Source organism: Paenibacillus sp. FSL L8-0663 (genome assembly GCF_038008125.1).
Lineage (GTDB): Bacteria > Bacillota > Bacilli > Paenibacillales > Paenibacillaceae > Paenibacillus > Paenibacillus polymyxa_D.
Window position 1 is genome coordinate 1,257,736 of the sequence record NZ_JBBOYM010000001.1, and the last position, 22,872, is coordinate 1,280,607.

Annotated in this window: 27 protein-coding genes and 1 riboswitch; of the genes, 17 read left to right on the plus strand and 10 right to left on the minus strand. The window is 47.4% G+C overall.

Going from position 1 to position 22,872, the window contains the following annotated elements; genetic code table 11:
- Positions 1-146 precede the first annotated feature (146 nt).
- Complete coding sequence (locus tag MKY75_RS05610) at positions 147-980, plus strand: AraC family transcriptional regulator (protein ID WP_029516146.1); 834 nt, start codon at positions 147-149, stop codon at positions 978-980.
- 113 nt (positions 981-1,093) lie between these two features.
- Here MKY75_RS05610 and queF read toward each other — a convergent pair whose 3' ends face one another.
- The 6 genes from queF to MKY75_RS05640 form a co-directional block, all read right to left on the minus strand.
- Positions 1,094-1,591 carry a preQ(1) synthase gene (gene queF / locus MKY75_RS05615; RefSeq protein ID WP_029516147.1) on the minus strand — a complete coding sequence of 166 codons (498 nt, stop codon included), beginning with the start codon at positions 1,589-1,591 and terminating at the stop codon, positions 1,094-1,096.
- 218 nt (positions 1,592-1,809) lie between these two features.
- Entirely contained in the window at positions 1,810-2,673 is an 864-nt protein-coding gene (gene queE / locus MKY75_RS05620) for a 7-carboxy-7-deazaguanine synthase QueE (RefSeq protein WP_340884606.1), read from the minus strand.
- Positions 2,666-3,157, minus strand: a complete 492-nt coding sequence (queD, locus tag MKY75_RS05625; protein ID WP_318627003.1) for a 6-carboxytetrahydropterin synthase QueD — start codon at positions 3,155-3,157, stop codon at positions 2,666-2,668. Before queD ends, queE begins: the two co-directional genes overlap by 8 nt.
- Positions 3,150-3,833 carry a 7-cyano-7-deazaguanine synthase QueC gene (gene queC, locus MKY75_RS05630; protein WP_025720578.1) on the minus strand — a complete coding sequence of 228 codons (684 nt, stop codon included), beginning with the start codon at positions 3,831-3,833 and terminating at the stop codon, positions 3,150-3,152. The genes queD and queC overlap by 8 nt, the downstream gene beginning before the upstream one ends.
- 133 nt (positions 3,834-3,966) lie before the next feature.
- Positions 3,967-4,010, minus strand: a riboswitch (PreQ1 riboswitch).
- A gap of 79 nt (positions 4,011-4,089) precedes the next feature.
- Positions 4,090-4,794 (minus strand): AIM24 family protein, encoded by a 705-nt coding sequence (locus MKY75_RS05635; protein ID WP_069011542.1) that lies wholly within the window; start codon positions 4,792-4,794, stop codon positions 4,090-4,092.
- A gap of 25 nt (positions 4,795-4,819) precedes the next feature.
- Positions 4,820-5,260 carry a hypothetical protein gene (locus tag MKY75_RS05640; RefSeq protein WP_069011543.1) on the minus strand — a complete coding sequence of 147 codons (441 nt, stop codon included), beginning with the start codon at positions 5,258-5,260 and terminating at the stop codon, positions 4,820-4,822.
- Between the two features lie 314 nt (positions 5,261-5,574).
- On the opposite strand from MKY75_RS05640, the gene MKY75_RS05645 reads away from it, so the two are divergent.
- From MKY75_RS05645 to MKY75_RS05655, 3 genes are all read left to right on the plus strand, one after another.
- The gene (locus MKY75_RS05645) at positions 5,575-5,730 is read left to right on the plus strand and encodes a hypothetical protein (RefSeq protein ID WP_165144572.1); all 156 of its coding nucleotides are present in this window, start codon (positions 5,575-5,577) and stop codon (positions 5,728-5,730) included.
- A gap of 223 nt (positions 5,731-5,953) precedes the next feature.
- Complete coding sequence (locus MKY75_RS05650) at positions 5,954-6,721, plus strand: hypothetical protein (RefSeq protein ID WP_029516151.1); 768 nt, start codon at positions 5,954-5,956, stop codon at positions 6,719-6,721.
- Positions 6,722-6,792: 71 nt separating this feature from the next.
- Entirely contained in the window at positions 6,793-7,770 is a 978-nt protein-coding gene (locus MKY75_RS05655) for a helix-turn-helix transcriptional regulator (protein WP_029516152.1), read from the plus strand.
- 46 nt (positions 7,771-7,816) lie between these two features.
- Here MKY75_RS05655 and MKY75_RS05660 read toward each other — a convergent pair whose 3' ends face one another.
- The 4 genes from MKY75_RS05660 to MKY75_RS05675 form a co-directional block, all read right to left on the minus strand.
- A complete protein-coding gene (locus MKY75_RS05660; protein WP_029516153.1) occupies positions 7,817-8,488 on the minus strand; it encodes a 3'-5' exonuclease in 672 nt (223 codons plus the stop codon).
- Between the two features lie 235 nt (positions 8,489-8,723).
- Positions 8,724-10,625 (minus strand): 5'-nucleotidase C-terminal domain-containing protein, encoded by a 1,902-nt coding sequence (locus tag MKY75_RS05665; RefSeq protein ID WP_340884608.1) that lies wholly within the window; start codon positions 10,623-10,625, stop codon positions 8,724-8,726.
- Between the two features lie 194 nt (positions 10,626-10,819).
- Positions 10,820-11,245: an ImmA/IrrE family metallo-endopeptidase gene (locus tag MKY75_RS05670; protein ID WP_029516155.1), complete on the minus strand. Its 426-nt coding sequence runs from the start codon at positions 11,243-11,245 to the stop codon at positions 10,820-10,822.
- An 11-nt stretch (positions 11,246-11,256) separates the two neighbouring features.
- Complete coding sequence (locus tag MKY75_RS05675) at positions 11,257-11,730, minus strand: helix-turn-helix domain-containing protein (RefSeq protein ID WP_029516156.1); 474 nt, start codon at positions 11,728-11,730, stop codon at positions 11,257-11,259.
- 302 nt (positions 11,731-12,032) lie between these two features.
- Between MKY75_RS05675 and MKY75_RS05680 the strand changes: the two genes are divergently transcribed.
- The 13 genes from MKY75_RS05680 to MKY75_RS05740 all read left to right on the plus strand — a co-directional run bounded on the left by MKY75_RS05680 (position 12,033) and on the right by MKY75_RS05740 (position 22,871).
- On the plus strand, positions 12,033-12,509 hold the full coding sequence (locus tag MKY75_RS05680; protein ID WP_165144578.1) for an ArpU family phage packaging/lysis transcriptional regulator: 477 nt from the start codon (positions 12,033-12,035) through the stop codon (positions 12,507-12,509).
- Positions 12,510-12,977: 468 nt separating this feature from the next.
- On the plus strand, positions 12,978-13,838 hold the full coding sequence (locus MKY75_RS05685) for a hypothetical protein (RefSeq protein WP_165144581.1): 861 nt from the start codon (positions 12,978-12,980) through the stop codon (positions 13,836-13,838).
- Positions 13,839-13,848: 10 nt separating this feature from the next.
- On the plus strand, positions 13,849-14,067 hold the full coding sequence (locus MKY75_RS05690; RefSeq protein ID WP_340884611.1) for a hypothetical protein: 219 nt from the start codon (positions 13,849-13,851) through the stop codon (positions 14,065-14,067).
- A gap of 2 nt (positions 14,068-14,069) precedes the next feature.
- A complete protein-coding gene (locus MKY75_RS05695) occupies positions 14,070-15,536 on the plus strand; it encodes a phage tail sheath family protein (RefSeq protein ID WP_165144587.1) in 1,467 nt (488 codons plus the stop codon).
- Between the two features lie 122 nt (positions 15,537-15,658).
- Entirely contained in the window at positions 15,659-16,066 is a 408-nt protein-coding gene (locus MKY75_RS05700) for a phage tail tube protein (protein WP_007429163.1), read from the plus strand.
- A gap of 76 nt (positions 16,067-16,142) precedes the next feature.
- Entirely contained in the window at positions 16,143-16,577 is a 435-nt protein-coding gene (locus tag MKY75_RS05705) for a phage tail assembly chaperone (RefSeq protein ID WP_007429164.1), read from the plus strand.
- A 176-nt stretch (positions 16,578-16,753) separates the two neighbouring features.
- Positions 16,754-18,541, plus strand: coding sequence for a hypothetical protein (locus tag MKY75_RS05710; RefSeq protein WP_340884614.1), 1,788 nt, complete (start codon positions 16,754-16,756; stop codon positions 18,539-18,541).
- Positions 18,542-18,577: 36 nt separating this feature from the next.
- Positions 18,578-19,222 carry a LysM peptidoglycan-binding domain-containing protein gene (locus MKY75_RS05715; protein WP_165144594.1) on the plus strand — a complete coding sequence of 215 codons (645 nt, stop codon included), beginning with the start codon at positions 18,578-18,580 and terminating at the stop codon, positions 19,220-19,222.
- The gene (locus tag MKY75_RS05720; RefSeq protein WP_340884616.1) at positions 19,219-20,196 is read left to right on the plus strand and encodes an XkdQ/YqbQ family protein; all 978 of its coding nucleotides are present in this window, start codon (positions 19,219-19,221) and stop codon (positions 20,194-20,196) included. Before MKY75_RS05715 ends, MKY75_RS05720 begins: the two co-directional genes overlap by 4 nt.
- Complete coding sequence (locus MKY75_RS05725) at positions 20,189-20,596, plus strand: hypothetical protein (protein ID WP_014280222.1); 408 nt, start codon at positions 20,189-20,191, stop codon at positions 20,594-20,596. Before MKY75_RS05720 ends, MKY75_RS05725 begins: the two co-directional genes overlap by 8 nt.
- Entirely contained in the window at positions 20,589-21,053 is a 465-nt protein-coding gene (locus MKY75_RS05730; RefSeq protein WP_165144600.1) for a DUF2634 domain-containing protein, read from the plus strand. The genes MKY75_RS05725 and MKY75_RS05730 overlap by 8 nt, the downstream gene beginning before the upstream one ends.
- Entirely contained in the window at positions 21,053-22,204 is a 1,152-nt protein-coding gene (locus tag MKY75_RS05735) for a baseplate J/gp47 family protein (RefSeq protein ID WP_340884618.1), read from the plus strand. The genes MKY75_RS05730 and MKY75_RS05735 overlap by 1 nt, the downstream gene beginning before the upstream one ends.
- Entirely contained in the window at positions 22,197-22,871 is a 675-nt protein-coding gene (locus MKY75_RS05740; protein ID WP_165144606.1) for a YmfQ family protein, read from the plus strand. Before MKY75_RS05735 ends, MKY75_RS05740 begins: the two co-directional genes overlap by 8 nt.
- The last annotated feature ends 1 nt before the right edge of the window (position 22,872 follow it).

The following is a 22,872-nucleotide window of genomic DNA, read 5'->3' on the forward strand; positions in this document are numbered from 1 at the left end:
GCCTTCTTTTTTATTTTTGGTCCGTTGAATAGATTCTGCTTGTCCGGGCATTTTACTATCGGTATAGTATGAGTATTAGTATAAGAGTTTATGCCTTAATATAGAATACAGATGAATTACTCATGGCTGGCTGATGAGGTGTGGTGATGAAAAAAATATATGAACATATCGAAATAGACAGAAAAAAAATGATTAACCTTTTTATGTTCCAATCCAGAGATACAGAAAGAGTCATTCCTATGCATTTTCACAGCAATATGGAGTTGATCTACTGTACAAGTGGAAGTCTAAAGGTGTGGCATGAAGGAAAAATAACTATTTTGATGGAAAAGGATGCGCTATTCATTAACAGCAATGTTCCGCATTCCACGCAGAGCATTACGGAGAACCAGGTCATAGTGCTGCAATTTCCAGACACTTTCTTTGCCAATGAACAAGTAATCATCCATTTAAACACGCAAGAGAAACAAGTTGAAGAACCTATAATCTCTAAATTAAGAGGATTGTTTATGGATATATATGATCTACATATTTCCAAAAGCAAATACGACTACATTTTAGAGCAAAGCCGAATTATTGAACTGAAATATTTGCTTGTCAATCATTTTAGTCAGACGACAGACATTCCACCGGAAGTATTCAGTGAAAAGCAACAAAAGATAAAGACAATCATGGACTTTATTAAAGAGCATTATACTGAAAATATTAGCTTGGCTAAAACGGCCCGTATCTGCGGTTATTCGGAGGCTTATTTGTCGCGAATGTTTCATAAATATACAGGCCAGACGTTTACCGAATACAAGCAAATTCTTTGTTTGGAGAAGGCGATCGATTTACTGGATTCAACTAATAAGTCACTTACAGAAATTTCTTACGAGGTCGGGTTTCCAAACGAGAAATCTTTCAGAAAAGCTTTTAGAGAAGTTATGGGTAAAACACCGTATGAATATAAAAAATCAAGATTTGATCTGGATGTGTAATGCCACAAGCGTGCACAGTCTCCTTTCAGTAAAACGAAGGGGTTGTCCCTGAGTCATTTGATGACTTTAGGACAACCCCTTGATATTTACGCTATGTCAGAAGAGTTATTAGCTTAACGGTTATCAACCTTTTCTGGGTACATATCATGATTCATCATGCGGTGCTCCGCTATCTGTTCATACTTTGTTCCTGGCTTGCCGTAGTTGGTGTACGGGTCGATAGAGATACCGCCGCGTGGCGTGAATTTGCCCCATACTTCAATGTATCGAGGGTCCATCAGCTTAATTAAGTCATTCATGATGATGTTGACGCAGTCTTCATGGAAATCGCCGTGGTTACGGAAGCTGAACAGGTACAGCTTAAGGGATTTGCTTTCTACCATTTTAATATCGGGAATGTAGCTGATGTAGATGGTTGCAAAATCAGGTTGTCCTGTAATCGGACACAGGCTGGTGAACTCCGGGCAATTGAACTTTACAAAATAATCCCGATAGGGATGTTTATTATCAAAGCTTTCGAGAATGGCGGGATCATAGGCAAAAGTGTATTGTGTGCCTTGATTGCCAAGCAGGGTAACATCGGTCATTTCTTCGGGTGTTCTTCCGGTCATATGGATAAGGCTCCTTAAAGTAAGTTGGTTTGGTAAAAGAGAGAGGGAGTTATGGTGGTGGGAGGTCGCTCCGCGAATGATTTGAGTCTCCGCTTCGCTGCCGACCGCCGTCATCACCATAAAGTCCTACTCGTTTACGTGTAGGTTGGGGTAGAAGTGAGTAATGCTCTCCTTTGTGTATCACATACAGCGCATACGGAATATATTACATATAAGTGTTATACGCCGCGTTTGTTGCCCCATACGAGGGTGTGGAGCTGCGGGAGTACTCTTACATCGTTTAGTAGGGAATCGTCCATGACACGGTCGATAAGCCATTCATAACGATGGAGTAGAGACTCCGCTATCTGTCCGGTATTCTCCGTGTTTACATCTGGATTACCCGTCTGAAGGAACAGCGGTACGTGTGGATAGCGCTCGTGAACAGTGCGGGCATAGGCAAGATCGGTGTCATCGAAGATGACGACCTTCAAGCTGCAAGCTCCGGTATAGAGCCGCGCAGATTCATTAGCGGGTTCCTTCAAGTCTGTTGCGATTGCGACGTGGGACGTCGCTCGGGACTCATAAGCCATTTTCCGGTTCGACAGACGGGCGATAATATCATCCAGCACGTCCCAGTTGGTCGTCATACCAGAGCTGGGCGGTTTCGGGGATAGGGTTACCTCATCGATATCGTACAGCCATTCCTGCCAACGGGAGCCTTGTGTTTCGACAGCGGTGGCAATGCCTTGACTGCGCAGCAGGGTGATTAGCTCCCCAAGCTGCGGTAGCAGGGCAGGATTGCCTCCAGAAAGGGTCACATGCGAAAAGCGTTCGCCGCCGATGGCCTTCAGCTCCTGCCAAATGTCCGTGGCACTCAGACGACGGATCTGATCCTTGGCGCTGCCGTCCCAGGTAAAGGCGGAGTCGCACCACGAGCAATGGTAATCGCAGCCTGCGGTACGAACAAACATCGTTTTACGACCAATGACCATACCTTCGCCCTGAACAGTGGGACCAAACACCTCCAGTACGGGAATAGGGGCTATTTGGGTGCCGTGGGAGGCTGTCATGGGTTGGTGAGTAGTCACGGTATTACTCATCGAGCATCCACTCCCGTCGGAACTCGGCGTAGCTGGTAGGTGTCTCGAACAACCGTACAAACTCGGTACGTCCACCTTCGACACGGTTGCAGTATGCCTCCGAGGTCAAGGCTGACTCCATTTGTTCAAAGATCCAGACGACCATATTTTCCGCCGTTGTATTCATTGGAGGAAGCGTCTCATTCAAGTAACGGTGGTCCAGAAAAGGCTCAATCCGCTCTTTCCAGATCGTTTTGATGTCACCAAAATCTAGCGTTAGACCCGTTTCGCCCGGTATGCCGCTTATGCCAAATACGACGATATAGGTATGTCCGTGCAGATTTTTGCATTTGCCTTCGTAGCAGTGCAAATGATGTGCTGCATCGAATGTAAATTGTTTGCTGACGAGTACACGTTTGCGGTGATAACGCAGCTGAGAGCGCTCAATGTCTGTCCCGAACTCTTGGAGCTTATCGACAATGCGAAAGGTACCTGGCTCACGCATGACCTTCAACTCCTTGGGATGAAGCTCCGCGCACCGCGAGATATTGCTCCAGTCCAGCACGGCGAAGTTTGCAAGCAGGGCATTCGCCACAGCCATCGCCAATGACGCCGTTATAGCACGTTAGTGTACGTGTTCTTACAAATTCAAAAGCTTTCAGCTCATCGGCCATGTGCCAAGTTTCGGCCTTGTTCAACCACATAAGCGGGGTATGAATCACAAAGGGATAGTCCATCGAAAGATTCAGTGTGACGTTCAGCGATTTGATAAAGGAATCCCGGCAATCAGGATAGCCGCTGAAATCCGTCTCACATACGCCTGTAATGATGTGGCGCGCTCCTTTTTGCTTGGCGAGAACTCCCGCGAAGCTCAGAAACAGTAGGTTGCGACCGTCTACAAAGGTGCTAGGCAGTTCGCCTTCCTGTTGAGTAATGTCAATGTCTGTGCGTGTGAGGGCATTAGGGGCTAGTTGATTAAGCAGGCTCATATCCAGTACCGTTTGCGGAACACCCAGTTCGCGGGCGATTCCAGCGGCTACTTCGATTTCCTGCTTGTGGCGTTGACCGTAATCAAACGTCACAGTTTCTACTTCAGCAAAATGTTTTTTTGCCCAAAATAAACAGGTTGTGCTGTCTTGGCCGCCGCTGAATACGACGACTGCTTTTTCGTTTGCAAACATAAAAAAACCTCTCGATCTTCTTGGAATGGTGCAAGACACAAGTCTTGTCACTTGGAAGAAGGAGAGTTCTTGAACCGACTTCAACAAAAAACAGGCCTTGCCCCGAGAAATCATTTTTCTTGCGGAGGACAAAGCATCGTTAGTTTTTTATAGAGGGAGTTCGCGAACCTCTCCCATGCATGACGCATGGATTTTCTTCATTAGTATCTGCCACGAGGACAGACGGCTTTAGCATTGTCATTATAGCATGGCAGGGCTATTTGATAAACACTCCACCAAATGGAATGACTTCCCTTAAAAATCGCTTGATCACGCCATCGTCGTTCATATCCTGTTGGAGCCGCCGATGATGCTCCCCGGCATGGAATAGTACGGTACCCTGTCCGGTCATTTTAAAATGATAGTTCATATGCTGGCTGGCCAGATGGTTGCCGTACACGGTCAACTCCAGATGGGCGTTTTCGGGGTAGGCAATGACGCTGCTCGCATCCACATATATCGGTTCTGTCGGATGAAGCTGTTCCTGACACACCAATCCCTGCGTCAAAAGACCGATTTGACCCACACCATCAAATTTCATTTTTATAACATCACGGCTAAACAACATGTTTTTCATGCTTAGCAGCTTAGTACGCATTTGGATACCGGAGCTGTACCAGAACAGGTTGCGAAAATCGTATAACAGATCATCGCTTCCTTCAAGCTTAATCATTTTTAGACTAAAGCCAGGTGGAAGTGCAGCAATTAGGCGACAAGCTCCTGTGAAATCGGCCTGAATCAGTTTGTGTTTGCGATACATGCCCTTAATATTCATCAGTTTATCACTGCGGCCTGAGCTGGGTCCGCGGTATGCGATGATTTGCTGCGGATGCAGAACGTGCAGCTTTTCTCCTTCCGCCAGATCGAGCGTTACGACCGAACCGACGCTTTCATCATGGTGTTGTCCTGCTTGTATGTCCATTCAGACCTTTCATCCTTTCAGACAGTTAGTATCTTCCCGAACGTCGACGCATCCCGTAACGCAACAGTCGGATACCCATAAAATAACCGGCCAGCAGAATTATAGCTGTGATAATGAGCAATTTATTTCGATGTGAAGCCTGATCGCGCTGGGTTTGAAGATTTTTTAATTCTGTGACTGTGTCAGTCAGCTTGCGGTTTTGCTCCAGCAATTGGGCGTTTTGCTCTTGATAGGCTTCTAAGCTGTTACGGGCCTTTTCCAGATCCTCCTGGGTTTGTCGATAGCTTTCCTTGAGCTGATATACATCACCAGGTAACCGCGAAAATTGCTCGAAGCCCTGATATACATCATCCCAATAAGCAGCATGTACTTCGGGTACACGAGTTATCCCAAAAATAAACAAAAGTGCTATAGCAGCGCAGACAATGCGGCGATACAAAGCAAAGCGACAAGTTGGTCGTGCCAAGAGATGTTCCCCCTTTTGATAAACCAAGATGTTAGATGATATAGATCATTACCCATATGACATGGTTACGTATAATATAACGATACGGATGCAGATTTTTGAAGAAACGGACGATAAATACGGAGAAAATGATCTCAAAAAAAGTCGATATATGAGTTTAAGTGTACCAAAAAACGGGTATATCAAGGAAGCGGCAACATTCCGGCATTTTTTCTAGCATACGAGTAAAGAACGATCCGCACCTGATCAGGTCTTAAATATGAATATATAAACTGAAATATATTAAAAATTAATATAGAAGGAGATTTTGCAAGATGAATGAGAAAGAACAAAACTATAAAACTTTAAAAATCACTGTAAATGGAAAGCCGTTATCAAAGGATCTCGTCGTAGATAGTACTACTTTTGCCCCTATATCTGATATTTGCACAAAAACGAATGTTTCTTTAACAGAAACTACAATCTCATAAGTTTAAGTATAGAAGTAGACTATAAAATAGCCCGGCATACGCCGGGCTATTTTTGCGCGTTCATGTAATTCAAATGGTTTAAAATGTTATTTACCAAACTAGGTCCCCCTTCATAAAGATTCCCATGTATAATTTTCACAATCAAACATACGTTCCCTGACAATATAGTGTCAGATAACACTGTTAATTTAGAGTTACATGTTCTTTTAGGGGGAATTTACCAGTGGTGAAGTCAATGCTCAATGTAACGTACACATGGGACAAAGAGTCTATATCTGCGAATGGGTCCAAACAAGTAAATCTACTGATAGAATGGGGCTATGGAGCTAAACGTAAAAGAAAAGGAAATCTAATACCGAAAGCAGCGGGATGTGACCTTCAACTCCAGTTCATTCCAGAAAACGGGGTAAGTCTATTAAAAGCTGAAGGGGTAAGGCTCGGTTTTAAACGCTCGGAAAACGGAGATAGCATGTTTGTTCACTGTGGTGATGTACGGCGGGGAAAATATAGACAGGCTATTTTGACGTTTTCTATACCGGCTCACTCGTCCGGAAGACATACGATTGGAATGATGGAGTGGAGCTGGCGCAAGCCATCGCAGGAAAAGCGAACGATGATCCGGACAGACCAGCTCTACATCCATTTTACGCATCATCTTGGTCTGCTGAGCATTCCATCCAACCCGAAGGTGGAAAAATACATAAAGCTGAATGAGACGTCCCCTATTGTAAAAAAGGCATTGCGTATGTACGAGAAAGGGGAATATGAGCAAGGGGCGTTCATCCTTACCAGACAAGCAGATGAATTACTTATACGTGCAGCAAGAAGCGATGATATGGACTACCTGCAGGAAGCCGAGTTGCTTCTGGCTATACGTAATAAATGGAGTGGTACTTTTGTATCATTTACAGCGTATAGTTCTAAAGTCTTTTTCAATAAGGCAATATCGCTAGAAGATGTTCATTTTACTGAAAATGATACTTTGAGATAGGCAATTATGCTAGTTTATTTGTGTAATATAGTGAGTCTAATTTACTATCTTTTTGTAAAGGAGAGACTTCCTTGACTGATCGGTTGATACGTTTAATGCGGATTATTACTATTGTTCAGGCAAATCCAGGGATATTGGCAAGAGAGCTTGCCGAACGTTGTGAAACATCAGAACGTACCATATACCGAGATATGGAGGCGCTAAGCGCTATGCATATACCGATTGCGAATATGGGGCATGGCAAGGGGTACATTTTTATTAGCAATTTCGCTTTGTATCCTCTGAATTGGACGGAAGAAGAGGCAGAGGCTTTTACTAAGCTGGGAGAGATTATGGAAACGGTAAAGCCTCTTTTACCGCCAGCTTTTGAAAGTGCTTATGAGAAAGTGATGGCCTCTAGTCAGAAAAAAAAGATGGAACAGACGAGCTTCGCGCAGGAAATGAAAAATATTGTCCGGCTCGGCTCGACACTTGATCGGGAAAACCAGCCCTATCTGCTCAGGCTGATTGTTTTAGCGAGTCTTACGCAGCAGACCATTGAAGCGGAATACAGTTCGCCTCAAAATGAAGATGTTTCACTCGTTCAGGTGGATCCTTATTGTTTGGTTCCGCAGGATCGGCGATTCTATATGCTTGGTTTTTGTCACAAGCAATCCGCGATGAGAACCTTTCGGATCAGCCGATTTCGGAACATGAGAATTTTGCCGTATACGTTTCAAAAAAATACAACTGAAATGGAAATGTTTTTTAAAGGGACCTGGTCGGTGACCAAAGGAAATCAGAATATCCGGTTTGTGGTACGTTTTTCTGCCGAGTCTGTATATCGGGTCAAAGAAGAGGAACTGTTCATCAAGCCTTTTCTTAAGGATTTGCCGGATGGAAGTTTGTTGTTTGAGGTGACGGTCAATCATGACCGTGAATTTTTGGATTGGCTCACTTCCTATGGAGCTGAGGCCGAGATCCTGGAGCCTTTACGGTACCGCAAACGAATGCAAGAAATGCTGCGGACCTGGGGGGCATTCTATTTCGATAAAAAGGCAGGAAATTAAGAATAACAGGGGGAGATCCCCCGGAACGGGCCGGGGAGCTATCCGCTTAACGGTCCTTAAACAGGTTGGCGAGATTGCCAAAAGGACTGTACTGTTCCTGCTCTTCTTCAGGTGAGGAGTAGACGAGCTTCGATCCACGGCTTTCCTCATCGTCAGCAGCATTATGAACTAATGTAATACGATCAAAATGGTACATGAAAACCTGAGCGGTGTTCACGGCATCATCCAGTGCCCGGTGTTGTTGACCGTCAAAGTCAATGTTGCACAATTCCAGCGCCTGAGACAGGCTCAACTGACGGTACTTTCCATTGGAACCAAGCAGACGGGAAATCTGCTTCTGTATATCATTTGTATTATGAATCCATCCGAGATCTACATGATGGGTACGACAATGGGATACCAGCTTCTGACGGTCATCCGGGCCCCATGCGCATAAATAATAAGGGGAATCCGTACCGAGCCAGGCTATGAACTCCTTCACAGCTTCAGGAAATAGTGGAGCGGCATCAATGTCTCGTTGAGTAATACCCGTGAACTGAACGGTATCAGTAGAGAGTACAGGTCGATTCGAGGGTCTTACAAAACTGTGAAACGTATCCGCAACGTATAGGCCATCGTCTCCCTGAACAACTTTGACGGCACCGATATCAATGATTTCGGAGGAATATCTGGCGTTACGACTAACGGTAAATTCAAGATCGTAAATAATGTATTGCATTTCTGGACTCCTTCCACACATATAACTGATCCCGATGGGGATCGGGACGAATGTTCTTGCCCGAGTGACTCTTCTCCATCATACCTCTCGGTTCACAACTTGTCAGCGGTTAAAAGGTTTGCTTTTTAAAAAAATATGCGATGTCCAAATGAGCTTGGACTATCGCATATCTATAAACGCCTGACCTACGGCAGCATCCGGAACCACTAGGATGCTGCCTTTGCTAGCTATCGAATTAGGCCGGGAAATCTAACTTTTGTCCGGGATAAATACGGTGAGGATTCTTCAACTTATTCAACTGTTGAAGCTGTTGCCAGGTGGTACCATGTTTGCGGGAAATGTCATACAGCGTATCCCCGGATTTCACAACATATACATGGCTATTTGTAACTTGTGCAGAATCGGATGTCTGCTGTGGCTTGGCTGTTTGAGACTTTGCCGGTGCAGGTTTTGCGGGCGCTGGTTTCGCAGCCGGTGTAGAGACGGATTGCGGCTTTTCCTGCACAGGTGCGGGTGTTGCGGTTGAAGCAGATGGCGCAGCTTGTGTGGCAGGGACAGACATTTTACCGTCAGCCTTGGCTTCTTGAATGCGACCGTCTGCTTGTACTTGCAGGCTAGCGGAGCCCACCTTTTGCATGTAGCGGATTAACGCCTCATCAAGCGAGCCGAACATACCTGCCTGTGGATATTTAGCGAACATCGTATATTGGTCACCACCTACGGCAGTAAAATCATTGGTGGCCAGTGTATATGTTGCCTCAGGATCAAGTGTCTTTCCGCCGATCAGAATGGAATGAACACGGCTGCCTTTGGCTGCTGATGTGTCTATTTTGAACGAGATACCTGATACCTGCGGGAAACCTCCGCTTGGCTCTGGATAGGAGGCTGTACCATTTTCCAGTGCGGCCTGAATGTCAGAGCCTTTCACCTTCAAGGTAACGATCTGGTTGCCGAAAGGTAGCACAGTGATGACGTCTCCCTTGGTTACTGTCCCTGTCTTGATGGAAGCCCGGATGCCGCCACCGTTCGTTAAAGCCACATCTGCTCCCGAAACGTCACGCATAGCATCGGTGAGTAGGTCACCGAGATTGGTTTCACTTGCACGTACCTTTTCGCGTGCTCCTTCCAGATCCACACTTGTTTGCGTTACAACCTCTTTTAGAATAGGTTCCTGGTCCTTTTGAATGGAGGCGATCAATGCAGCAATTTCAGCGTTGGGCTGAACGTCCACTGCTTGAGTCGAATCAATCAGCTTGGCTTGCTTTTGCGTAACCTTACCGCCGTCGACCCATAAGTCCACAACACCCAGATACTTGGTGTATTCACCTGCGCTAGCGATCAATGTACCATTGTCACTAACCAAGCCTTTTTCCAGTACAGTATGGCTGTGTCCATCGATGAAAATATCAATGCCAGGCACTTCCTTAACAACTTTGAGGCTGGTGTCCTTACTAGACACATCCTGCCCCAGGTGACCAAGAACAACAACGACATCTACTTTGCTGCGGATTTCATCAACAGCCGCTTTGGCCTCAGCCGCAGGATCGGTGAATTGAATACCCTCAACATTTTTAGGATTCGTCTTATATGCTGTTTCTGGCGTAGTCAGACCGATAATACCGATTTTAACGCCGTCCACTTCTTTAATAACATAGGGTTTGAACAAACGTGTTCCGTCTGTTTGTTTAATATTGGCGCTGAGCACAGGGAACTGAATTTCCTTACTTAGCTCGACAAGATGCTTCCAACCATAATTAAACTCGTGGTTACCCGGAACCATAGCATCATAGCGCAGCTTGTTAATCACTTTCACAATGCTCTCACCTTTAACCAAAGTAGCGAAGGTCGTTCCATGAACGGTATCCCCGTCATCTAGCAGCAGTGTATTGGGATTAGAAGCCCGGTACTGATCAATGATACCCGCCAGCTTGGCGAATCCCATTTCCTTGTCATTCGCGACCACGTGGGCATGGGTATCGTTCGTATGTAGGATGGTGATGTGTTTACCGCTGACTGGAGTCGTTGCCGTTCCCGCTGTTCCCACATGGGTTGCTGGGTCTGCTGCTGCTGTACCGAGACACCCAAGTAAAAGCGCGGCAGTCGTCAGGATCGACGAGAGTTTTTTCCATGAGTTCATGTTGTTCCTTCAACCTCCCATAAAATGAATGAATTAGAGAAACCGCTTACGACCACATTTTATCAGATGATTGTAAAAATAACTTCTATTTTATATCAAAGCACTAAAATTTTTTGATATATCGGTTGTTAAACCCATCGTCTAGTTACCTATATTATAGAGGAAGTAATAAACAGTAACCTACGGGTGGGGAACTAGCGTTCTGTTTTGTGATCAAAAAAAAGGGCAGTCTCTTTGGGCAGCCCGATCCGGGGTAAATAGTGATCCAACGTTTCGTCAGCTAGTGGCGGTTTTCCTTCACTCAACAAAAGCACGGCAAACCGATTGGCCTGCTGTTCAAATTTTCCTGGGGAAAAGTAGGAGTGCTCCTCCATAAAAAAGCGGCTAATGCCTTTATGCAGTCGGTCATGTCCCAATTCATGCGCACAGACGAACCGTTCCCATTCGGGTGTGAGGCCATTGTGGATAACGATAAATCTTCTACGCAACTTGTGGTAATACAGCCCTTTGGTTGTGGGGCCTAGATCGCAGTATCGGATATGGATACCCAGAGCTTTCGCAATATCAAAGGGACAGTTGGTACGGTATTTTCGGACAAGTTTGTGAATAAGCTCGTTCATACGATCACCTGCTATCCCTGATCTTTGCCCGTTCGGGGCTCTTTGGGCTTTTTATGTTTGTTCATCTGCTTGGCTTCCCAGAACAGACCTGTCAGCACGTCCTTGATCCGTTGACGATCTTTTTCATCCAGCGGAATACCATCGAACATTAATTCGTCGTCTTCCTCCAGCATTTTTTTAAAATCCCGGCGGTCTTTGGAGGTTGCCCATTCTGGCACAGTAGAACGATAAAGTTCATGTTGATTTTGCTCCATTGAATCATCGTCTCCCCAATATCCGGCGGCCTTCATCATTTCGGTATAGGATACGCTAAGCGCATCCGCTATTTTGCGGAGAGTGGAAGGTTTGGGGATTCCGCGCAGTCCATTTTCAATGCGGGAAATTTGTGAATTGCTAATACCTGCGGCGTCTGCCAATTGGTTGATGCTCAAGTGTTTGTGCTCGCGCTGCTGTTTTAAGTAAGTTCCGAATGCTGGCTGTTCCACAATGGGGGCTCCTTTCTGCAAGAGAATCATAGATATTGCTTTTATTATACCATTAGGTAAATAGTAAAAGCACGTAATATGCCAAAAGGCATAGGAAAATAAAGCGAATATCCTGTTTTTGGAGCTATACTGCTTTTTTTGAGGATGGATACCTATCCTAAATAATGTTATGTTATACTCAAGATACGAACAAAAGGGGAACAAAATGTAAACATGAACGTTTTCTATTTGAGGATTTTGCAAAATCTTCATTTAAAAATACATCATTGTCAAAAGGCATAAGATAAGGAGTGTTGCTTTACATGAGAAATAACTTACCCGAATTGGACCGTCGCAAAACGCAGAATGCATTGGAGGGTGTGTTTGAGAAATACCGGATTTATAAAACGATTACTTTTATGGATCGGGAGAGCTTTATTACTGCTGGCTATACGGATCGACCGAACGGCCCAACAAATGTGACAAGCGATCCAACGGCCCGGACAGCCGTATATAATGTAGATGCTCCTGCCGCCCGCTTGGCCTACTGCGAAATGGTGGATGCCGTAGTGAGTCGCTTGAATGAACGCGAACAGCTGCTCATCCGTGAACGTTATTTAAAGGATGACGATGTGTTTGATTACAAGGTTTACAATTACGTGTTAGACCCGCCAGTCAGCAAGGATACGTATACGAAGCTTCGCACACGTGCTTTTTACAAAATGGCGCTTGCGCTGGCGGACCAAGGCGTTTTAAATTTGGCAGGCTTGCAGAAGGGCGCGGATCGAAAATCGGGGTGATGTAATAATTATCCATTTGTTCTCGTTTATAATTTAATATCATTTCCTAAAGGCTTTGATTTCCTGTAATAACAGGGATCAAGGCCTTTTTTATAATAGGAACACACGTTCTCTAAAAACCTCCCGACATCATCCCTAGTCTCTGCTTTTATCGTCCATTTCCCCGGCAACGCATTCGTTATTAGGGTGTAAGATTATATCATCGGGAATCAAGACAAGAGGACATACCGAAGACACACACAGTCAAACGTTAGCCGGCCATTAGGGCCGGTTTTTTCATGCGGTGATCGTCTCTGTCGGTTCCCGGGAATTCGTTGAATAGAAAGGAGGAGTCGTGTTGCCTAAGCAAGGGATGCTGCAATGCATGAGTACGAGGCTACGCCGGATGAGAACACGGAAGTGGAAAAAAGCTTGGCTGAATAGCCACAACATGCGCACGCAGGGTACGCAAAGGTGGCATGCCGCAGAATGAGACAAGCCTTTAAGCAAAAGCTTATTGAAATTATTCCAGCGCTGCAAGGGCGTGTATACGATGTTCAGCCACCGTCGCAGACGGCAGAGGAGCCGTATGCTGTTATGGCGCTGGGTGAGGAAATCTGGAAGTCTTCCTGGGCTGGCTATCGGCAGGTTGTTCGCATCAAGCTGTACGCAGGACAAGCCGGGCTGGCGCAGGCTGATGTATGGGCGAATGCCCTGATTGCTGGGCTGCACCGGGAACCAGTGACAGGTGCAGGTGAGGACACATCGGCTTTTACCGCGCACTATTTGGGCGTGCGGGATGCAGAAAAGCTGGACACTGTTACGGGCAAGGCCTATAGAACGCTGCGTTTTGGCGTGTATGTGCCTGAGTCGGAAGGTGGTTCACCCGCTCCAGCAAACGGTGCTACACAGCCGGAAGAGTGGCTGGCCGCGCTGGTCCGCTGGACGCAGAAGCAACTGGGTGAAACGTGGTCGGTATACGCCGACGCATGGCCCGCACAGCCGGGGCGGCAAGCGGTACTGTGGCGGATGAGCGGCTGCGAAACTAGGATGGCGGGAGCCTCCATGTATGAGCTGCGCAAACGGTTCATCGGGCATATTACCGCCCCGGACACCACTGAAGAAAACCGCGCAGCTTCCGCACTGATCGAGGGCTTTGCCGCTCAAATCCAGCTTCCTCTGGATCAGGACAAAGGCCGTTATATGTCTACAGCTGAAGCTTCAGCCGATTTGCAGGCGGATGCCATTTTAGATGGTCAGCTTCGGCTGATGCTAGTACAGCGGCGTATGCGCCCAGTTGAGGAAGCGGCGTTGATTCGCAGAGTGGAAATTCATCCTATTTTGAAATGAGGTGGTCCGAGTGACCTTGGAAGACCATGAGAAGGCCCCGGTATATGCCGGGCAGGAAGCAAGTGGCCCTCGCTATACGCTGGAGGAGCTAAAGGAGCACGCAGAACAATTGTTTTCCGTGAAAGAAGAAGTGCTGGCAGGCGCCTTTTTTGGCACACAGGACAAGCTGTTTACGGTAGCAGAAGCACACACTAAAATCGAACAATTTATGAAAGCGAAGGTGGACTAATTATGGCAGGCGGAACATGGGAAAACACGAATAAACCGGTATTGCCGGGTTTGTATATGAATTTTCAGGCAGCAGCAGCTTCAGCAATTCAAGGTGGGTCGCGTGGTACGGTCGTTGTGCCCGTTAAGGCGAATTGGGGCCCTGTACGTGAGTTTGTAGAGATCGGCAGTGAAACGGCAATCAGTCAAATCTTTTCGGGTGACAGTCTGGACGGTGCGACCGCGTATTCGACGCTGTATCTGGCTTTGCTGGGCGGTCCGAAAAAGCTGTTAGCCTACCGTTTGGCAGATGATACAGCTGCTGAAGCATCTGTGACGCTGAAAAGCGGCGGTGCGACCCCGGCGGATGTGCTGCGCCTCAAGGCTTTGTACACAGGTAGCCGTGGTAATGGTTTTGCTGTAACTGTACAGCCAACTTTGGGTGATGAGCAAGCTCGTGAAGTACGCCTCTATGAAGGAACCAAGCTGCTCGGCACGTACAAAGGCAGTGACGGTACGGCTGCTTCCATTGCCAAGGCCATGAACGAGAACAGCGAAAACGTATGGGTGAAGGCTGAGGTTGTCGGCGACGGCGGCATTCCGGTGGATGTCAGCGGCGTACACCTCACTGGCGGCAACAGCGGCAATAGCAAGCTGGTTAATGCCGATTACATCGCGATGCAAGAAGCACTTGAAGGACAAGAGTTTAATGTCCTGGCTCTGGATTATGCAGCTGATCTGGCATTGCTGCAAAGCTTCGCTGCCTGGATCAAGCGTGTCCGTGGCGAAGGTAAAGGCGTAATCGCTGTATTCGGCGGTTCTGCGGCAGATGATGTGTCCAAAACAGCCGTCAGCTTGGCCTCTGCACGTTCCCTGGCCCTAAACCATGAAGGCATCGTGAACGTTGGTACAGGCGTACGTCTGGCAGGTTCGGATTACAGTTCCGCCCAAACGGCTGCTTATGTAGCTGGCCTGATTGCAGGTCAACGTCTGAATCAATCGGCAACATATGCGGTTACGCCTTTTGAGGATGTAACCCGCCGCTGGACACGTTCCGAGCAGGAGCAGGCTGTCCGTAACGGTGTCTTCCTGCTGTTCTTCGACGGTCGTCAGGTCAAAGCGCTGCGCGGGATCAACAGCTTGGTGAATCCATCTGCCGGGCAAAACAACGCATGGAAGAAAATTCGTTCCATCCGTGTCATGGACGCTATTAACGCTGACTTGCAGCGTGCAGCTGAAGAGACTTACATTGGCAAAATCAACAATACGGTGGAAGGCCGTCTGGCACTTATCGGTGCAATCAAAGAATACCTGGCACAGCTGTCGCTGAGCAATGTCATCGAAGCAGATGGCTACGATGTCATTCTCGACCCGGCTTACTACGGCGATGCGCCAGTCATCAAACCGGAGCCGGATCAAGTGTTCCTGCAATGGAACGTGAAGCTCACCGACGTGATGGAGCAGTTGTTCGGCACATTTTACGTGCAATAAATAAGCATTTTACGTGTATAAGCATTTCGCAGGCAATCGGCAGAAATGAAGTAGCTTGTTAACAACGAGGATTTTATGAAATCCCGAACTATATTATGGATTATTTTGAGGAGGAAAAAGAAATGTTGGATGCTTCAAGAGTCATTTTAGGTACGTATGGTCAGGCGCATGTGGACGGGGTGTGGCAGACGAATATCAATAAGCTGGAAGCTAGCGTAGAAATGGAAAAACGCGAGCTGAATCTCGTGGGCAACGAGTGGAAGGTGCACAAGCGCGGTATCAAAAAAGGGACGGGAACAATGAGTGGCTACAAGGTCACATCCGATATGATTCGTCGCGGTTTTAACCGTTTTGAGATTATTACTAAATTGGATGATCCAGAAGCCTTCGGACATGAAAGTATTCGTCTTATTCGTTGCACTCCTGACAAAATCCAACTGGCCAACTGGACAGCGGGTGAAGAAGTACAGGAAGAAACGACCTTCACCTTTGAAGGCTATGAGCTTCTTGATCCGATTGTAGCAAACTAAATTGAAAAACGGGGGATGGGATGCTGTCAGGCGTTCCGTTCCCCAAATACAAATGAACAATAAGGGAGAATGACTTATGAGCTTGAATGAGAATATGACAGAAGAACAAATTTTGGACAGCCTGTTTGAAGCTGCTGAAAAACTACCAGAGGAAACGGTACGTATCAAGCGCCTCGATATGAAAATTGTTCTGCACGGTTTGACCTCCAGCAAAGTGGACAGCATTCGTGAACGCTGCACGATTCGACGGACTGTGAAAGGTGCAGTGGATGAGAAGGTAGATACTGAAACGTTCAACGCCTTGTTGATTTCGGAAGCTACCGGCAAGCTGGAAGTGAAAGGCTTGTCCCTTAATGGTTGGGGCGATCCCCGGATTACAAGCCGTTTGAAGCTGTCCGGTGGCGAACAGTCTGTCCGCCGTATGCTGCTGGCGGGTGAACTGGATGCAGTAGGGGATAAGGTGCTGGAACTGTCCGGTTTTGGCGTTGAGATTGCCGACCTAAAAAACTAATCGGCTCCGGGGGAATGACGACGATGCTGTACCACTTGTGGGTCCGGCACCACCTCCGCCCCGGAGACTTTTGGCGGCTTCCCCGCGGCGAGCGTATGCTGCTGCTGGCGTTTGCCGAACAGGAAATGGATAGCATAGCAGCTTCAAAGGCATAAACAAGGAGGTGAATATGATAGATGGCAGAAGCATTAAATTACCGCATGAACCTTGTGATTGATCCTAAAAACGTCATTAAGGCGAACAGAGAATTGCGTGCAATGGAACGCTATTTTGAGCGGATTCAAGGCCGTGTGTTGAAAATTGGCCGCACTCGCATGGCCCCGGAAATTGTGCTGAACGATATGGCTTCCAAAGGATTGGATAATCTGTTGAACAAGATTAACCGGGTTAAATCCCAGATTATTAACGCCTCGGGAAGTGTGAATGTGAAGGTAAACTCTCAATCTGGCTCAGGCTCCCCAAAGGCTGATAACAATCCAAGTATCGTTTTGCTAAGCACTGCAGTGCAATTGAATACTATAGCTGTAAACACTAATACAGCAGCTATTATTGATTTAGGTACTAAGTTGGGATCTGTGACACCAGCTGCAGAGAAAAAAGAAGAGCCTAAGGATGCATTAACTCAGGTAAAGGATTTTCTTGGTAATGTAAAAAAAGTTGGTGAAGGAGTAAAGAGCATATCTGAAGCTCCTGAAGCATTTAAAAAATTTAAAACTGATTTTGGTATTTTAAAGGGACCACTCCAGGGAGCTAACCGAAGAGAGAAGTTTAAAGATTTTGCTAGTAAAGCAATTAATGTAGGGAAATCTGGGGGTGAGTTTTTAGAAAAATTTGGGGGGGCTTCAGATTTAATTGAAGGTGGACAGGGATTGTTTGATCAGGCTAAAAGCTTGGGGATGATAAATCCGAGTGAAGCCGCTGGTGTGGTGCCTAGCGCTGCAAGTTCGAGTGCTGCGGCAGATGCAGCTTCAAGTATTATCAGACCAAGTAGTGTTGCAGGTGCAGCTGAGGAAGCCGGATCAGGCTTATTCAAAAACCTTCTAAAAGGTGGAGCGAAAAAACTGTTGGGACCTTTAAGCTATGGAATGGATATTGTGAACATCGCGAAGGCTACCTCTGGTAAAGAACGTGCAGAAGCTATTGGTTCAACTGTAGGCGGAACTGCTGGTTCTGCGATAGGTGGAGCTATAGGTTCATTTTTGCTTCCGGGTATTGGTACTGTGGTTGGTTCTACACTTGGGGGTATGGCGGGAGACTTTGTTGGTGGAAAAATTGGTGGATTAGTCTCAGATTATGGTCCAGCCATGATGGACAAAGCGAAGTCCGCTGGTAAATTTCTTGGAGAAAAAGCTTCCCAGGTAACAGGTTGGCTTTCGGATAAGGCTGGAGATTTCGGTAAAGGCTTTTCTGATTTCTTCTCTTTTGGTAAAAAAGATGAACCTAAGAAAGCCCCAGCTAAGCCGCCTGAAGTACCTAAACCTGCTATACCACCTCAACCTGCTGTAGCTGTGGCTACCAAACCGTTAACACCTATGCCACCATTTCCGGGGTTACCCCCCGGCTCTCAAGTGATGCATGGACCTCAGCAACCAGGTGCAAAAGGTGTCCCTAATCCTTATGGACCGATGGCTATAGCTAACCAGGGAGTCAATCCCAACCCACTACTGAATACTGCTGCTCATGCGAACAATGGAGCCAAAGCTAAAGGCAAGGCCAATGGCAATCCAACTCCTCAAGTAGTTCAGATCAGTCCTGAACAAATGGGAACACTGTCTGGCTTTTTGAAGGATTTTAAAACCGAAACTACCAACCAATTCAATCTTCCTGCGGGGGCTGTACAGGTCACTGTGCATGAGAACAAGCTGGATGTGGATGGGCTTATTATGCAAATTGGCTACCGTCTCAAAGCTGAAATTCTGCGTGCAACGCAGAACACCAAGCCTGTAGGCGCTGTAGCTAAGTAATACAGTAGATGGGAGTAATGGGGAGGGAGGAAAGAGATGGAATTTAGTTTGACGGATGGTAAAGGGAAAAAATTTCAGTTTCCAGTAAATCCTGAGGAAGTGACGATCTCACGGCAAAAGGGATTTGATACAACGACGATTTTATCCTATGGGGAGTTTGACTTCCCGCAAGGGGAGAAGGTGAAGGAAATCTCCTTCTCTTCTTTTTTTCCGAAAGAGTACAATCCAGCGTATTGCACATATGAAGATATCCCTGATCCGCAGGAGGCCATGAACACGTTAAATGGCTTTTTGTTATCCAAGAACCCGCTACGTTTTATTATTACGGAGACAGCCGTGAATGTACCTGTAATTGTAGCTTCTCATAATTCCACCTTTCGCGGCGGCGAGTATGGGGATGTGAATTTTGATCTGTCACTGCGGACCTGGAGTGATATGAAAGTTGCCAAAAAAGCTGGTGGCACAGGAAGTAAGGCGGCTGCGGTCAACAAAAAGCCCCGCACAGATATGAAAGAAAAGAAAAAAACATATACGGTTAAGTCCGGGGATTCCTTGTCCAAAATTGCCAAGCTGGAGTTGGGGGACAGTTCGCAATGGAGTCGTATTTATCAGCTTAATAAAAAGGTTATTGGACAAAATCCGAATGCAATTAAACCGGGGCAAAAGCTGGTGTTGTCATGAGCTATAAAGTCATTTTACAGGATAAATATGATTTGTCGCCGCTTGTGGAAAACATTAATTTGAGGGATTCGCTGGAGCAAATCGCCTATCAGGGCACGGTCAATCTTGTCGTTACTCCGGATATGCCCGCTATTTTCCCTGGGATGTCCATTCGGGTTAGCGGGATTCCTTATGGTAAAAAAGATTATGTTCCCTTATTGTCCCCTGCCGTGATTTGGGAAGTAGAAACATCTAACAACGGGCTTAAACGCATGACGCTGACGTTGTATGACCGTACAGTGTATTTGGACAAGTCAGAGGATGAATATTTACTCCCTGCCAAGCAGACGGCTACTCAGCGTTTTCAGAAGTATGCTAGGGACTGGAAGTTGAAAATCGCTTCATTGCCAGATACGAAAAAAACGCTGGGACGCGCCGTATACCGCACACAGTCCATCTATTCTATGATGCTGGGAGATCTGCGCGAAACGGCAAAGGCGGGGGGAAAGCTGTATCATCCGCGGATGATTTCTTCCGGGTTGGAGCTGTACGAGCTAGGAACGAACAAAGACGTGTATGTTTTGGAGAGAGTGACTGATACGACACAGTCCCGCACGCTGGAAGGTGCAGCTACGAGGGTGAAAGTGCTGGCTACGGCGGCTAGTGAAACAGGTAATGAGGTTCCTTCCAAGGTGATGGCGCTTGAGGAAAAGGACATTGCCAAATATGGGACACTTCAGGTGATCGTGCAGGATGACGAGGTCAAGTCCGGTGCAGCAGCCCGTGAGCTGGCTAAAAGTAAGCTGAGAGGCATACAGCAAACGATATCGGTAAATGCACCGGATATGAACACGATCCGAGCAGGAGACGCGGTAATGTTAGGTTCCATAAAGCTGTTGGTCATTTCAGTGAGCAGGGAATTGGGCAACCCCGGCAGTATGTCGCTGGAGCTCGGAACGTATGACGATGTAAAAAGGAGGTTTTACCTTGAATAAGGACCCCTACGGGCATTTAGCTACTGCGCTGCAATCTTCATTTCATAAGCATACCAAGCAAGCGCTGAGTGGAGTAGGCGCGGTACTAGGCACGATCACCTCCACGGGACTCAAGCTGGACGATTTTAAACATGAGCTTCAGGATTATCTGGTCGCGGAGCTGCCGGGACTGCTATCTGTACCACGCCATATGTACAAAGGTACCTCAACCGCAGTGGAATCAGAAAATTGGGAAGGCAAAGAGCTGAAAACTTCCTTTTATATCGGGGAAGACGAGCTGGAGGATGTGAATCTCAGTTTGAACGAAGGACTCAAGCCTGGAGATCGTGTACTTGCGGTTCGGGTGAATAGCGGCAATGATGTGGTGGTCGTGTGCAAGGTGGTGAGTGGACGTGGCTAATTTATTTCCCGAAACAGATGATATGATCTGGACAGACAAGGATATGACCGACCCGGATATACTGGAGGATAACCGTGCAGTATTTGGGCGAAGCTGGAGGTTTGATTTTGAAGCCGGCGAGTTTGTTATGAGCCCTAGCCGTAAAATCGTGACTACAGGCGAGAAAGAAGCCTGGGTACAGTGGTGTGAAAAAGCGATTCGCACTCCTCGCTACCGGCATGTGATCTATTCACCTGACTATGGCAGTGAACTGGAGGAGCTCATTGGCAGCAGCTATGGGCACGGTGTGCAGGAAAGTGAAATTAAACGCATGGTCACAGAGGCGCTACTAGCAGATGCACGTACGGCTAGTGTGGATCAGTTCACGTTTCGCTGGGAAGGCGAGGCATGCCATTTTAGCTGCCAGATTACGAACGTGCGGGATGAAACGGAAATTGTGGAAAGTGTGGTGATCTAATGGCAGACTTGCCGGAATATTTGGTAGACCAGACGGAAGAGGAAATTTTAAATCGAATGCTGGAAAAAGTGCCTTCGGATATTGATAAGTCCGAGGGCTCTTTTATTTGGGATGCGCAGGCGCCGGTGGCATTCATGCTCTCGGAAGCGGCGATCTGGGCGCAGGAGCTGCTGCGTCGGGGCTTTGCCAGCACAGCAGCCAGCGACAACCCGGATTTTCGTTCGCCGGAGCTGGATTTGCGGACAGCAGAGCATGGGGTGACACGGCGAGAAGCGGTTGCGGCCTCAGGTATGGTTACGTTCACGGGCACAGCGGGAACGACTGTCCCGGCGGGAACCTTGGTGGCGACCCCGGCAGATGATGTATCCGGGGAAGCTTCTATTGAGTATGCGACCACGGCTTCGGTCACGCTGGATGAACAAGGTGCCGGGGAAGCGGCTATTCGGGCGGTCAACCCCGGGCGCAGCGGTAATGTACCTGCGGGCGTCATCCAGGTGATGGCCACTCCGATTAGCGGGGTTGCCTCTGTGATCAATACGGAGGAAACCAAAAGCGGCACAGACGTTGAGAGCGACCAGCTGTTGCTGGAGCGTTTTTATGCCAAGGTGCGGAACCAGGGCACCAGTGGCAACAAGGCGCAGTATACCCAGTGGGCGAATGAGATTGCTGGAGTGGGTGGCGTGGAAGTAGTTCCGCTCTGGAAGGGGCCGGGAACAGTGGGGTTATATGTGCTGGATACGGACAAACGAGCAGCCAGCCCAGATATCGTGGCTGCGGTGCAGAAGTATATTGATCCGACGCAGGATGGGCAAGGGGAAGGGCTGGCACCAGCGGGCCCCGTGGTGACGGTCATGCCAGCGGCTGAAGTAGTAATAAACGTTTCGGTTAAGGTACAGCGGACCAAAGAGAAGCCATCCACTCTGGATGAAATCAAAAAGCTGATTGAAAACGGTGTGCGGACGTATTTGAAGCAGCTTGCTTTTTACAAGGCAGATCCGTTGGTACGGTACACCCGGATTTCCGCTGTGCTGCTGGACATTCCAATTATTATTGATTTCTCTGAACTGAAAATCAATGGACTGAGCAATCAGAATATTGAGATTGGATCAGGTCAGGTGGCCGTGCTGGGGACGGTGAGCGTCAGTGAGTAACAGCGGAATGAACAGTTTTGAAGAGCTTTTGAATAACTCAGACGAGGGAAAACGTGCAAACCGTAGTGACACTTTTGTTAATCGAGTAACTCTAGCGGAAGATGCAATGGGTCAAATGAGCAGCGAACGGGGACGCGAGCTGCTTTCCTATTTGCCTGCCTATTATGAAACCTCACGCGTGATGCGTTCCGATATGGATGCTAAAGGAAGCGAATTGGACGCCTTGTATCTTGCAATGGATGCAACAGTGGGACAGTTTTTCGTGCGTACCGCCACATGGGGGTTGGAACGCTGGGAAATGGAGCTGGGGATTGAAACCGATCTGGCGAAGCCATTGGACCAACGGCGTGCGGTGGTGGAATCGAAGCTACGAGGGGCAGGAACTTTTTCCGGTCGGCTTGTCAAAAATGTAGCAGAGGCGTATGACGGAGGTACGGTAGATGTTATTTTTCACCCTGCCGAATGGGGATTTACGGTCAAATTTATCGATACCATCGGGATTCCGCCTAACGTGGAGGATCTTAAAGCAGCCATTGAGGAGATCAAGCCCGCTCACATGGCGGTGGAGTACAAATTACGTTACCTGACCATTGCCGAGGTCGAGTCTATGACCCTCTATGAAAATGAACATACAACACAGGATAGATATTTAGGAGGTGGCGCATAAC